The organism is Bradyrhizobium sp. Kon10, assembly GCF_055807395.1.
In genome coordinates, this window is sequence record NZ_JBVVOZ010000020.1 from 63,858 (window position 1) to 76,177 (window position 12,320).

Consider the following 12,320-nt stretch of genomic DNA (forward strand, 5'->3'; position numbering starts at 1 on the left):
ACATGGAAACCCGCGCTCCCTATGTGCTGATCGGCACTTTCGTGCTGGCCGCGATCGTCGCGGTGTTCGGCTTCGTCTACTGGCTCAACAATACGGGCGGCATCGGGCCGCGTACGAATTACCACGTTCAGTTCCAGGGGCCGGTGCCGGGCCTGCTGGTCGGCGCCGGCGTGCTGTTCAACGGCATCCGCGTCGGTGAGGTGACTCAACTTGGGCTCGCACCGGACAATCCGCGCTTCGTCAACGCGACCATCTCCGTTGCTTCGGTGACGCCGGTGCGTGCCGACACCAAGGTCGGCCTCGATTTCCAGGGGCTGACTGGCGTGCCCGTGGTGACGTTGGAGGGCGGCCTGATCGCCGCCAAATCCGGTGAGACCTTGACCTTGATCGCAGACGCCGGCGCAGGCCAGAGCATGACGCAGGCGGCGCGCGATGCCTTGCGGCGCGTCGATTCGGTGCTTGAGGACAATTCCGGTCCGCTGAAGGACACGATCTCCAATTTCAGGACCTTCTCCGACGGCCTGGCGCGGAATACCGGCAAACTCGACGGCATTCTGGCCGGCCTCGAAAAGATGACCGGTGGCGGGCCCCCCGCGCAGAAAATCACCTACGACCTGCGCGCGCCGCAAAATCTCGGACCAGCCGGCAAGACCCTGGCGTCACTGGCCATTCCCGAGCCGACCGCGGTCGCGATGCTCCAGACGCAACGGATGCTGTTCTCGCCAGTCGGGGACAATCCCGGCTTTGCGGAATTCCTGTGGGCCGACAGCATTCCAAAGCTGGTTCAGGCGCGGCTGATCGACAGTTTCGAGAATTATGACATCGCCCATGCCCCGCTGCGCACGATCGACCTCGGGCAAGCGGATTATCAGCTCCTGATCGATATCAGGCGCTTCCGCATTGCCAAAGAGGGTGAGACGCGGGTCGAGATCGGACTGTCGGCGAGGATCGTCGACAAGAACGGCAAGGTGATCGCCTCGCGCCTGATCGAGAGCAGCGAGAAGCTCGACAAGGTGGAGCCGGCCGCGGCAGTCGCAGCCTTCGATATGGCCTTCGCGCGGATCGCGAAGGAGCTGATCGGCTGGACCGTGCAGGCGGTGTGACGCCTTCTATTCCAGCGTCTTCAGGTAGGACAACAGGTCGTGGATCTGGTCCGGATTGAGCTCGAACGCCGGCATGTCGGCATGGCCGGTGTAGATGCCTTCGGCCAGCGCCTCCCCGAGGGCCTCGATCGGATAGCGCCGGTGCAGGGTGCGCAGCGGAGGTGCGAGCTTGAGCGGACTTGCGGACACGCGGTCGATCGCATGGCAGCGAGCGCAATTGGCCCGCGCGAAGGCCTTGCCGCGTTGTTCGGCGGTCGGGGCGGCAAACGCGGGCGTGATCAGAAGCAGTCCGATCAGGCCGTGACGAAGCGCGCTTTTCGGCATGGAAGGACACCCCATAAAGCTGTGGAGGCAGAATAAGGTGGGGAGCTGCGCCAAAATTGATCTGGGTCAATCGGCTTTCGTGCGGTGCAGTAAAATGCAGCCCGCACGGTGGACAGCCCCGATCGAGGCAGCCGGCGCTTGGAGCGGTGGATGAAGGCTTCCGTGGTGACGATCGAGCCGAACGGGCATTTCTGCAGCGATTGTGCGGTCCGCGCATCGGCAGTTTGCTCGTCGCTGAATGCGGTTGAGCTCAGGGAATTCGAGCATCTCGGCCGCCATGTCCATTTCGGCAGCGGCGAGACGGTGTTCTCGGAGGAGGACATCGCGACGTCGTTTTTCAACGTGCTCGAGGGCGTCATGCGGCTGTACAAGCTGCTGCCCGACGGCCGTCGCCAGATCGTCGGCTTTGCCTTGCCGGGCGATTTCCTGGGGATGAATATTTCCGGCCGGCACAATTTTTCGGCCGATGCGATCGGCGCGGTGGCCGTGTGCCAGTTTGCGAAGGCGCCCTTCGGCCGTTTCATCGAGGACCGGCCGCATCTCCTCAGGCGCATCAACGAGCTCGCCATTCGCGAGTTGAGCCAGGCCCGCGATCATATGGTCCTGCTCGGCCGCCGTTCGGCCGCTGAGAAGGTCGCAGCCTTTCTCCTCGGCTGGCGTGAGCGGTTGTTCTCGCTCAAGGGTCCCTCGGACACGGTGTGGCTTCCGATGAGCCGGCAGGACATCGCCGATTATCTCGGCCTGACCATCGAAACCGTCAGCCGCACCTTGACCAGGCTGGAGCGCCGCGGCGCGATCGAGATCATCCACGGTGGCATCAGCCTGCTCGATCTCGCCAGGGTCGAAGCCTTGGCCGCCGCCTGACGGCCGTTCCAAAACGCTTCCCGATTTTGATCCCGATCAATGACGTCGGCCGGACAATGCGAATACTGCCCGGAACAAAGTCTGGGAGGGGCACCATGCCGACCGAAGCGCTGCTCGTGATGACTGCCGTCGTGGCCGTCTTTGTCGCATTCGCTGCAGCTCTGGCCTGGGCAGACCTACAGACCAGCGCAAGCAGGCCTGATTCGGGTGCCAAGCGCAGAGCTTCCTGAGAGAATAGTCCGGTTTGGACATGCCAAGCGCGGGCGCTGGGCCTGTCGCCTATACGGCAGCGCCTCAACGCAATCGCGGCTTGCCAGCCCTGCAACTCTGCATCGTCCGAAATGCATCGCCGCAGCTTGCGGGTGCGGCGTCTCGGCGCATTCGCGGCTTTTTAGCGGCACTTGCCTAAAACCGTGTCTGTGCTTTCCGGTTGAAAAGCCCGGCAACGTTGACTACGCAGGAACTCCACTGCCTCGCAGTCTTAGGAGTCCCGGCGTGCCTCAGGACAAGACCGGCGATCCCCGACAGCCGTCGGGCAACAAATTATCGGTGCTGCGCAAGCATCCGATATTCGCAGATCTGGAACCGGAGGCGCTCGACCAGCTCTGCCGCTACGCCAAGCACACCACGGTCAAACGCGGCGCGACGATCGCCGCCAAAGGCGATCCGGGCAACAATCTGTTCGCGGTGATCGCGGGCACCGTGAAGATATCCTCGTCCTCGCCCGACGGCCGAAACGCCATTCTCAATCTGATCGGCCCCGGCGAGATCTTTGGTGAGATCGCGGTCCTCGATGGTGCGCCGCGCTCGGCGGACGCGACCGCCAACACCAATTGCGAGCTCTACATCATCGACCGTCGCGACTTCCTGCCGTTCGTGAAGAGCCAGCCGGCGCTGGCGATGAAATTCATCGAGCTGCTTTGCGCCCGGCTGCGCTGGACCAGCCAGCAGGTCGAGCAGGTGATCCTGCAGAATCTCCCGGGCCGGCTTGCGAGCGCGCTGCTCGGTCTTACCGAAGAGCGTAAATTCGACTCCGGCAGCGGCACGCTCGCCATCACGCAGCAGGAGATCAGCGAAATGGTGGGGATGACGCGCGAGAGCATCAACAAACAATTGCGTGCGTGGTCCGGCCGCAACTGGGTTCGTCTCGAGCATGGTGCCATCGTTGTGCTCGACACCGAGGCTTTGCGAGAGCTCGTCGAAAGCGGCCTCGACGGCAACTGACCGCGCGCACCTAATCGTCGATGATCGCGACCGCGCGGGTCCAGCCCGCGGAGGCGCGCTCGATCTTCACCGGGAAGCACGAGACCGTGAAGCCGGTCGAGGGCAGCTTGTCGAGATCGTGCAGCTTCTCGAGGTGGCAATAGCCGATGTGCCGTCCCGCCTTGTGGCCCTCCCAGATCAGGCCCGCATCTTTCGTTTCGGCATATTTCCGTGCCGTGAAGACGAACGGTGCGTCCCAGCTCCAGCCGTCGGTTCCGGTCAACCGCACGCCGCGGTCGAGCAGGTACATGGTCGCGTCATAGCCCATGCCGCAGCCGGAATTGACATAGTCCGGCCGGCCGAATTTCGCCCCGGCACTGGTGTTGACGACAACGATCTCCAGCGGCGAGAGCGTGTGGCCGATGCGCTTGAGTTCTTTTTCGACGTCCTCGGCGGTGGCGACGTAACCATCCGGCAGATGCCGGAAGTCCAGCTTCACGCCGGGCTGGAAACACCAGTCCAGCGGCACCTCGTCGATGGTCCACGATCGCTCGCCGCGATTCATGGTCGGATGAAAATGCCAGGGCGCGTCGAGATGCGTGCCGTTATGCGTCGACAGCGATACCTGTTCAACGGCCCAGCCCTGGCCGTCCGGCAGATCCTCCGCCTTGAGACCGTCGAAGAACTGCAGCATGCGCGGCAGTCCCTGCTGATGGTCGATATACTGGATCGTCGGGTGATTGCCCGGCGGATCGGCTGGCACGTCGTTCTGCAACGGCACGGAGATGTCGATCAGCTTCCGCGACATGGGGCGTTTCCTCGGGGCGTTTCCTCGAAATGTTCCATCATGTTTGGAGCATCTTGAGGGCGCTGCGCCGGCGTCGTCAAGTGACGCGCCGGCGCGAGGAGTTTTACCGCAGTATGTGGCGCGGCAGCCAGAGCGAGATCTCCGGCAGGTAGGTCACGAGCATCAGCACGAACAGCATGACGCCGTAGAACGGCCAGATCTTGCGCATCACCTCTTCGAGCGAGACCTTGCCCACCGCGCAGCCGACGAACAGGATGGCGCCGACCGGCGGGTGGCACAGGCCGATGCCGAGGTTGAGCAGCATGATCATGCCGAAGTGCACGGGATCGACGCCGAAGTTCTGCATCACCGGCAGGAGGATCGGCGTCGCAATGAGGATCGACGGCGCCATGTCGAGCAGCGTGCCGAGCAGCAGCAGCAGGACGTTGAGCAGCAGCAGGATGACGTATTTGTTGCTGGAGATCGACAGGAAGAACGCCGTCATCTTCGCCGGCATCTGCGTCAGCGCCATGATGTAGCCGACAGCGGACGCGCAGGCGATCAGCGTCATCACCATCGCGACGGTACGCAAGGTGCGATGCAGGAGCACCGGCAGGTCGCGCCATTTGTAATCGCGATAGACGAACATGGTGACGAAGAACGCCCAGATGCAGGCGACAGCGCCGGCCTCGATCGCGGTGAAGATGCCGCCCAAAATTCCGCCGAGGATGATGACCAGCGTGATCAGACCCCAGGCCGCGTCGATCGTGATCTTGATCGCTTCCTTGGCCGGCACAGTGCGGCCCTGCGGATGACCTTCGCGATAGGCGATCGCGACACACAGCACGATCAGCGAGAAGCCGAGCAAGAGGCCCGGAAAAACACCCGCCATGAACAGCGCGCTGATCGAGATGGTGCCGCCGGTCGCGAGCGAATACAGCACCGCGTTGTGGCTCGGCGGCACCAGCAGGGCCTGCACCGAGGACGAGATGGTGAGGTTGGTCGCAAACACCCGCGGATAACCGTTCTTCTCCATCTGCGGGATCATCACCGAGCCGATCGCCGAAGTGTCGGCCACCGCCGAGCCGGAGATGCCGCTGAGGAACGTCGTCGCCAGCACGTTGACGATGGAGAGTCCGCCACGCAAGCGCGTCAAGCCGACCAGCACGTCGGCAAAGGCGACCAGCCGCCGTGCCATGCCGCCTTCGGCCATGATGGCGCCGGCGAGCACGAAGAACGGAATCGTCAGCATCGCAACCTTGCTGACGCCATCCGAGATCTTCAGCATCAAGGCTTCCAGCGGAATGCCGACCGAGAGCGCGCCGGCGATCGCCGCCATCGCCAGTGAATAGGCGATCGGCATGCCGATCAGGAAGCACGCGATCATCGTGCCGAGGAGGATGAAAATGTCCATTGCGATGACTCCCGGCTCACTCGAAGGGGGCGGTTTCGGAATGCTTGCCGATCGGGTCGGGCGGCACGCCGAGGAAAATCCGTTCGATCACGAACAGGAGCAGGCAGGCACCGCCGATCGGGATCGGCAAATAGGTGACGCCGACCGACAGCGACGGGAAGTCGGGGATGGTGTTGTACCAGGTGACCTCGACGAGACGTTCGCCCCAGATCACCATGAACAGTGCGATCAGCGCCATGAGCAGCTGAACCAGGATCTCTGTGGCCCGTTGCAGCGGGGGAGGGAGTTTGTTGGCGAAATAGGCGACGCTCATGTGAAGGTTGAGCCGGTAGCCGGCGGCAGCGCCGATGAAGGTCAGCACGATCGTCAGCAGCACCGCGGTCGGCTCGGGCCAGGAAGCCGCACTGTTGAGCACATAGCGCGTGAACACCGCCCACGGGATCACTGCGGAGATCGCGACCAGCGCGGTGCAGCCGACGATCACGCACAAGAGGTAGAGATAGTCCATCGCTCGGCGAAACAGTGCGGCCATCCGCGTTTCCTGCTCTGTCAGTGGTTCAGATTGTCGGGGCCAAAGCGCGATGACCCGTCATCGCGCTTTGGTTTTCCGTTCAGAGCGCCTGGATACGCTGGATCATGGCCTGGTATTTCGGGCCATACTTGTCCCAGACAGGCTTGACCGCATCCTGGAATGGCTTCTTGTCGGCGATCTCCACGATCTCGCAGCCGGCGGCCTTGGCCTTCTCCATGGCCGTCGTCTCGTACTTCTTCCAGAGCTCGCGCTCCTCGAGCTGGGCTTCGCGCGCGAACTTCTTGATCAGCGCCTGATCGTCAGCCGACAGCGCGGTCCAGGACCGCTTGGAGAAGCAGAGGATCTCGGGAATGATCAGGTGCTCGGTCAGCGAGTAATATTTCGCCGCGGTGTAGTGGTTGCTGAAGACGTAGCTCGGCGGATTGTTCTCGGCTCCGTCGATCACGCCGGTCTGGAGCGAGGAGAACACCTGATCATAGCCCATGGCGATGCCGTTGCCGCCGAGCGCGTTGACCATGTCGATGAAGATCGGGTTGCCGATGACGCGAAGCTTCAGGCCCTTGACGTCCGCGATCGATTTGATCGGATGCTTGGTGTTGTAGAAGCTGCGCGCGCCGGAATCCATCCAGCACAGGCCGACCAGATTGGCATTGGGGCTCGCCGTGATCTTCGCCAGCAGCTCCTGGCCGACGTCGCCATCCATCATCTTCCAGGATTGCGCCACGTTCTTGAACAGGAACGGCATGTTGACGACGTTGATGTCGTCGACGATCGGACCGACCGCGCCGGCACTGACGCGCAGCATCTGGATGGCGCCAATCTGGGTCTGCTCGATCGTCTCCTTCTCGGCGCCTAGCTGCGCGGAGGGATAGGTTTGGATCGAGAGGCGGCCTTGGGTCGCTTCAGCCAGCTTCTTGCCCATGCTCTCGACGGCGGCGACCGTCGGATAGCCGACCGGCTGCACGTCTGCGGCCTTGAACACGGCCTTGGTCTGGGCGTGGCCGGACGAGATCGGAGCCAGTGTTGCTGCTCCAAGTCCGGCGCTCAATTTGATGAAATCACGACGTCTCATTGTAGTCCTCCCTCATTGCTTTTGGTGTGTGTCGTTGTCGGGCCGTGGTCCGGTCATTCGGTGCTGGCGAAAAACTCCGGATTGGTGTGTTGCGTCTCAGAGATATCGAGCAGCAGCCGATCGAGATGCCGCTCCATGGCGATGCCCGCGCGTTGCGGATCGTGGGCCTCGATCGCCGCGAGGATCGGCTCGTGCTCGGCGATCACCTCGGTCATGCGCCCGGCCACCGGCAGGGTCAATTGGCGATAGCGATCAACGTGAACCTTCACATGCTGGATCAACGTCCAGATTCCCGGATGTCGCGCGATATCGGCGATGACGGCATGAAAAAGCTCGTCGGCCTGGTGGAATGCGACACGGTCGCCGGCCGCATCCGCCTCGCGCTGGCGTTCGACGATCGACCGCAATTGCAGGATCTGGCTTGCGGTGGCGCGTTCGGCGGCAAGCCGCGCGGTGGTCTCTTCCAGCGCCTTGCGGATGATGATGGCTTCGGGCAAGGCGGCGAGCGGAATGCGAGAGACGAAGATGCCCGATTGCGGGAAGACGTCGAGGAGGCCTTCGTCGGATAATTTGAGGATCGCCTCGCGCACCGGCGTTCGGCTGACGCCATAGGTGACCGCGATCTCGGCTTCCGACACCACTTCACCCGGCCGGCGTCGCATCGACACCAGTTCGTTCCGCAGTTCAGAGTAAATCCGCGACGACGCCGTCGCCCGCTGCGGTGGCTTGCCGCGGCGTGGACTGATGGCGGCCGGCGTGGGCACGGCCTGGGCTTTCCTCGTGGTGCGCGCGGGCATGCTTAGGGTTATCGTTGAAAGTGATATATTAGTATACGAGAAAATCTCAGAGAAGATCAACTGGATAGATCTGCTCGATGGTGCGCTGCGGTAGGATTGGCCGGATCACGACGCGTGATGAGAGACCTGCCCTCGTCGCGTTCGGCGGATAGCTCCGCGTTCATGCGTTTCCTCCTTGAATCCATTTCCCCACGGCCTTCCTAGGGTGGCGCGGAGCGGCGAGTCCAAGTTGAAGGGGGTATCGATTGATGCTGATTTTGAATTGATCACCGGGCGCAACGGCACCAGCACGTCACTTGCTCGGTCTTCGCAGGCGAGGACGAGTGCGCTACGACCCGACTTCGAAACCATGGGAAGGATGAGAACGTGACCGACTATCGCAAGCTCTTCGATCTCACCGGCAAGAGCGCGGTCGTGCTCGGCGCCGCATCGGGCATCGGCAAATCGTCGGCGGAAGCGCTGGCCTCGCTCGGTGCCCGCGTCGTCTGCGCCGATCGTGCGCGCGACGCGGCCGAAGCGACCGCCGCCGGCATTCGCGAGAACGGCGGCTGGGCAGAAGCGGCTGCGTGCGACGCTGCGAGTGCTACCGATGTCACGGCGCTGGCTACAACCGTGATGCAGAAATTTTCTCGGCTCGACATCGCCGTGACGACGCCGGGGCTCAACATCCGCAAGACCATCCTCGACTACACCGAGGAGGATCTCGACCGCGTCGTCACGCTCAACGTCAAGGGCACCGTCTGGTTCTTTCAGGCCTTCGGCCGCATCATGGTCGAACAGAAGGGCGGCAGCATCATCGCTTGCTCCTCGGTGCGCGCAGTGACCATCGAGCCCGGACTTGCCGTGTACGGCTCGACCAAGGCCGCGATCGGCCTGTTGGTGAAGGGCTTCGCCTCCGAGGTCGGCCGCTCCGGCGTTCGCGTCAACGCGATCGCGCCGAGCATTGCCGAGACGGCGCTGACCGGCCCGTTCAAGCAACGCCCCGACATCTACAATCTCTATGCCGGCCACACCGTGTTCAACCGCTGGAGCAGCGCCGACGAGGTCGCCACCGCCGTCGCCTATCTCGCCTCGGACGCCGCGAGCTATGTCAGCGGCAGCACGCTGTTCGTCGACGGCGGCTGGACCGCCGTCGATGGTCCGCCGACCGGGCTCACCCAGATGAGCAACTAGGGCGATCCGGCTCTAGCCGGCGAAGCCCACGCGCTGGCGCAGCTCTCTCTGGTCTGCGCCGGCCAGTAGCGCGACCAGCGCGGCCGCCTGCTTCGGATGCGCGGCGCGCTCGGTTATCCCGGCCGTGTACATCGTGACGAGTTCATATCCGGGCGGCAGCGGCCCAAACAGTGCGATACCCTCGGTGGCGACGATCTCGGTCGCTTGCGTGCAGCCGATCGGCCTTTGCGCAGCGGATGCCGCCAATTCCCGCATCGCGGTCGCGCCGTCCGAAAAGATCTTGAGGCGCGAAGCGAGCTCATAGGCGATGCCGAGCTGATCCAGGACTTTTGCAACGTGCCTGCCCGCGGTCGAAGCCTTGATATCAGGGACGAAGATCGCATCTGCGGCTCGCAGCACGTCGCGCAGATCGGATTCGGTCCTGACCGTCAGCCTGGGATCATTGCTGCGAACCGCCAGCGCGGTTTCGACCCGGCCGACATCTGCGATCGAGGCGGCCACGACCAGCTTCTCCTCGGCGAGCCTTGCGATCAGCGCTTGCGTCAGGATCATGAGATCGGCGGGCGCGCCCGCGCGCAACTTGTCCGCCATCGCGCCGACCGCGCTGAACTCACCGTCGATCGCGAACCCGGTCTGGGCCCGGAAGGCCTCGGTGAGGCCGCGGACGAGGCCTTGCGCCGCGCCGCCGCTGAGGATGTTCACCGTGTCCACGATGCGGCCTCCCTGATATCGTTCTTGGCGGTCGGCACTGTAGCGACGCGGCCCGCGGGCTGTCGACGGCTCACAATGTCGATGGAGGCTGGAATATCGGGCCGCTTGCGGTGTGGTTGTGCGGTGTTCGCGACCGCGGCAGGAACCGGCGGAGCGCGCGGCTTGAGCAAATCGCATGGGCATTGCCGGATAAATGCGCTCGGCTGGCTGGTATTTTGGTGTTACGAATCAGGCCATGAACCAGCACGCCAAGATCGAGATCCGCCACTCCACCTGTCCGCATGATTGCCCCTCGGCCTGCGCCCTCGATATCGAGGTGGTCGAAGGCCGCAGCATCGGCCGCGTCCGTGGTTCGAAGCAGCAGACCTACACGGCCGGCGTGGTCTGCGCCAAGGTCGCCCGCTACGCCGAGCGCATTCATCACCCCGAGCGGCTGATCCATCCGATGCGCCGCACGGGCCCGAAAGGCTCCGGCCAGTTCGCGCGCATTTCGTGGGACGAGGCGCTGGACGAGATCGGGCATCGCTTCAACCAGGCCGAGCGCGAGTTCGGTGCGGAGTCGATCTGGCCGTATTACTACGCCGGCACGATGGGGCTGGTGATGCGCGACGGTCTCAATCGCCTCGCGCATGTGAAGAAATATTCGCGCTTCTATTCGACCATCTGCGCCAACGTCGCGCGCGTCGGCTTTGCGATCGGCACCGGCAAGATCGCCGGCGTCGATCCGCGCGAGATGGCCGTCTCCGACCTCATCGTGATCTGGGGCACCAACCCCGTCAACACGCAGGTCAACGTGATGACGCACGCCGCGCGTGCCCGCAAGGAGCGCGGCGCGAAAATCGCGGCGGTCGACATCTACGACAACGAGACCATGAAGCAGGCTGACATCAAGATCCTCCTGCGTCCCGGCACCGACGGCGCGTTCGCCTGCGGCGTCATGCATGTCCTGTTTCGCGACGGCTATGCCGATCGCGCCTATATGGACACATACACCGATTGCCCGGCCGAGTTCGAGGCGCATCTGAAGACGCGCACGCCGGAATGGGCCTCCGCGATCTCCGGAGTGCCGGTGTCCGAGATCGAGGCCTTCGCCAGGCTGGTCGGCCAGACCAAGCGGACCTTCTTCCGCCTCGGCTACGGTTTCACCCGCTCGCGCAACGGCGCGGCGCAGATGCATGCCGCGAACTGCATCCCCGCGGTGACGGGGGCCTGGCAATACGAAGGCGGCGGCGCCTTCTTCAACAATTACGCGCTGTGGCACTTCAACGAATCCATCATCGAAGGCCACGACGCGATCGACAAGACCACGCGCGCGCTCGACCAGTCGCAGATCGGCCGCATCCTCACCGGCGATGCCGAGGCCTTGCACGGCAAGGGTCCGGTCAAGGCGATGCTGATCCAGAATACCAACCCGATGACGGTCGCGCCGGAGCAGGCGCTGGTGCGGCAGGGGTTTGCGCGCGAGGACCTGTTCGTTGCGGTGCATGAGCAGTTCATGACCGAGACGGCGCAGATGGCCGACATCGTGCTGCCCGCGACCATGTTCATGGAGCACGACGATCTCTATTACGGCGGCGGCCACCAGCACATCTCGGTCGGCCCCAAGCTGATCGACCCGCCCGGCGAATGCCGCTCCAACCACCAGGTCCTGCAAGCGCTGGCGCCGCGGCTTGGCGCCAGGCATCGGGGCTTCGAGATGACGCCGCGCGAATTGATCGACGCGACGCTGAAGCTGAGCGGCCATGGCGACATCGCCAGCCTCGAGGCCGACCTCTGGCGCGACCTGCAACCGGATTTCCGCACCGCGCACTACCTCGACGGCTTCGCGCACGCTGACAAGAAATTCCATTTCAAGGCCGATTGGGCAAATCCGCCGTTCGGCTTGATGATGGGCGAGTTCGACAAGATGCCCTCGCTGCCGGACCATTGGGCCGTGATCGAGCACGCCGACCAGGCCCATCCGTTCCGGCTTGCGACCAGCCCCTCGCGCAGCTTCCTCAACACCACTTTCAACGAGACCCCGTCCTCGCAGGCGCGCGAGGGCAGGGCGAGCGTGATGATCCATCCGATGGACGCCGCCGCGCTCGACATCGCCGACGGCGACGCCGTGACGCTCGGCAACACCCGTGGCGAGACCACGCTGACCGCAAGGCTGTTCGAGGGCGTGCGGCGCGGGGTGCTGATCGCCGAATCCGTTCATCCGAACAAGGACCATATCGGTGGCCGCGGCATCAACATGCTGACGGGCGCCGAGGCTGTCGCGCCGATCGGCGGAGCCGCGTTCCACGACAACAAGGTCTGGATCAGGAAAGCGGTCGCGGCCTGAGCGCGCGCTTCGAT

General features: G+C 63.9%; 12 protein-coding genes. 5 read left to right on the forward strand and 7 right to left on the reverse strand.

The annotated features are described in order from the left end of the window. Positions 1–2 precede the first annotated feature (2 nt). Positions 3–1,103: an ABC-type transport auxiliary lipoprotein family protein gene (locus AC0L2O_RS24885; protein WP_473371559.1), complete on the forward strand. Its 1,101-nt coding sequence runs from the start codon at positions 3–5 to the stop codon at positions 1,101–1,103. Positions 1,104–1,109: 6 nt separating this feature from the next. Here AC0L2O_RS24885 and AC0L2O_RS24890 read toward each other — a convergent pair whose 3' ends face one another. Beyond that, a complete protein-coding gene (locus AC0L2O_RS24890) occupies positions 1,110–1,427 on the reverse strand; it encodes a c-type cytochrome (RefSeq protein ID WP_409187880.1) in 318 nt (105 codons plus the stop codon). A gap of 150 nt (positions 1,428–1,577) precedes the next feature. Between AC0L2O_RS24890 and AC0L2O_RS24895 the strand changes: the two genes are divergently transcribed. Beyond that, entirely contained in the window at positions 1,578–2,291 is a 714-nt protein-coding gene (locus AC0L2O_RS24895) for a helix-turn-helix domain-containing protein (RefSeq protein WP_369722466.1), read from the forward strand. A 495-nt stretch (positions 2,292–2,786) separates the two neighbouring features. Continuing rightward, positions 2,787–3,515 (forward strand): Crp/Fnr family transcriptional regulator, encoded by a 729-nt coding sequence (locus AC0L2O_RS24900; RefSeq protein WP_473371560.1) that lies wholly within the window; start codon positions 2,787–2,789, stop codon positions 3,513–3,515. 10 nt (positions 3,516–3,525) lie between these two features. On the opposite strand, the gene AC0L2O_RS24905 is transcribed toward AC0L2O_RS24900, so the two are convergent. From AC0L2O_RS24905 to AC0L2O_RS24925, 5 genes are all read right to left on the reverse strand, one after another. Then, positions 3,526–4,302 carry a cyclase family protein gene (locus AC0L2O_RS24905; protein ID WP_473371561.1) on the reverse strand — a complete coding sequence of 259 codons (777 nt, stop codon included), beginning with the start codon at positions 4,300–4,302 and terminating at the stop codon, positions 3,526–3,528. 103 nt (positions 4,303–4,405) lie between these two features. Further along, complete coding sequence (locus tag AC0L2O_RS24910; RefSeq protein ID WP_369722469.1) at positions 4,406–5,695, reverse strand: TRAP transporter large permease; 1,290 nt, start codon at positions 5,693–5,695, stop codon at positions 4,406–4,408. Positions 5,696–5,711: 16 nt separating this feature from the next. Continuing rightward, on the reverse strand, positions 5,712–6,227 hold the full coding sequence (locus AC0L2O_RS24915; protein WP_369722471.1) for a TRAP transporter small permease: 516 nt from the start codon (positions 6,225–6,227) through the stop codon (positions 5,712–5,714). Positions 6,228–6,306: 79 nt separating this feature from the next. Beyond that, the gene (locus tag AC0L2O_RS24920; RefSeq protein WP_473371562.1) at positions 6,307–7,299 is read right to left on the reverse strand and encodes a TRAP transporter substrate-binding protein; all 993 of its coding nucleotides are present in this window, start codon (positions 7,297–7,299) and stop codon (positions 6,307–6,309) included. 53 nt (positions 7,300–7,352) lie between these two features. After that, positions 7,353–8,096: a GntR family transcriptional regulator gene (locus AC0L2O_RS24925; protein ID WP_473371563.1), complete on the reverse strand. Its 744-nt coding sequence runs from the start codon at positions 8,094–8,096 to the stop codon at positions 7,353–7,355. A gap of 366 nt (positions 8,097–8,462) precedes the next feature. On the opposite strand from AC0L2O_RS24925, the gene AC0L2O_RS24930 reads away from it, so the two are divergent. Next, positions 8,463–9,269 (forward strand): SDR family NAD(P)-dependent oxidoreductase, encoded by an 807-nt coding sequence (locus AC0L2O_RS24930; RefSeq protein ID WP_473371564.1) that lies wholly within the window; start codon positions 8,463–8,465, stop codon positions 9,267–9,269. A gap of 12 nt (positions 9,270–9,281) precedes the next feature. Here AC0L2O_RS24930 and AC0L2O_RS24935 read toward each other — a convergent pair whose 3' ends face one another. Beyond that, the gene (locus tag AC0L2O_RS24935) at positions 9,282–9,980 is read right to left on the reverse strand and encodes a molybdate ABC transporter substrate-binding protein (protein WP_473371565.1); all 699 of its coding nucleotides are present in this window, start codon (positions 9,978–9,980) and stop codon (positions 9,282–9,284) included. Between the two features lie 235 nt (positions 9,981–10,215). Between AC0L2O_RS24935 and AC0L2O_RS24940 the strand changes: the two genes are divergently transcribed. Next, the gene (locus tag AC0L2O_RS24940) at positions 10,216–12,306 is read left to right on the forward strand and encodes a molybdopterin oxidoreductase family protein (protein ID WP_473371566.1); all 2,091 of its coding nucleotides are present in this window, start codon (positions 10,216–10,218) and stop codon (positions 12,304–12,306) included. Positions 12,307–12,320 lie beyond the last annotated feature (14 nt).

What these genes read in the sequence shown, in the direction of transcription:
- AC0L2O_RS24940 (WP_473371566.1), top strand. Translation starts at nt 10,216, where the DNA reads ATGAACCAGCACGCCAAGATCGAGATCCGCCACTCCACCTGTCCGCAT.
- AC0L2O_RS24910 (WP_369722469.1), bottom strand. Translation starts at nt 5,695, where the DNA reads ATGGACATTTTCATCCTCCTCGGCACGATGATCGCGTGCTTCCTGATC.
- AC0L2O_RS24925 (WP_473371563.1), bottom strand. Translation starts at nt 8,096, where the DNA reads ATGCCCGCGCGCACCACGAGGAAAGCCCAGGCCGTGCCCACGCCGGCC.
- AC0L2O_RS24920 (WP_473371562.1), bottom strand. Translation starts at nt 7,299, where the DNA reads ATGAGACGTCGTGATTTCATCAAATTGAGCGCCGGACTTGGAGCAGCA.
- AC0L2O_RS24915 (WP_369722471.1), bottom strand. Translation starts at nt 6,227, where the DNA reads ATGGCCGCACTGTTTCGCCGAGCGATGGACTATCTCTACCTCTTGTGC.
- AC0L2O_RS24895 (WP_369722466.1), top strand. Translation starts at nt 1,578, where the DNA reads ATGAAGGCTTCCGTGGTGACGATCGAGCCGAACGGGCATTTCTGCAGC.
- AC0L2O_RS24885 (WP_473371559.1), top strand. Translation starts at nt 3, where the DNA reads ATGGAAACCCGCGCTCCCTATGTGCTGATCGGCACTTTCGTGCTGGCC.
- AC0L2O_RS24905 (WP_473371561.1), bottom strand. Translation starts at nt 4,302, where the DNA reads ATGTCGCGGAAGCTGATCGACATCTCCGTGCCGTTGCAGAACGACGTG.
- AC0L2O_RS24890 (WP_409187880.1), bottom strand. Translation starts at nt 1,427, where the DNA reads ATGCCGAAAAGCGCGCTTCGTCACGGCCTGATCGGACTGCTTCTGATC.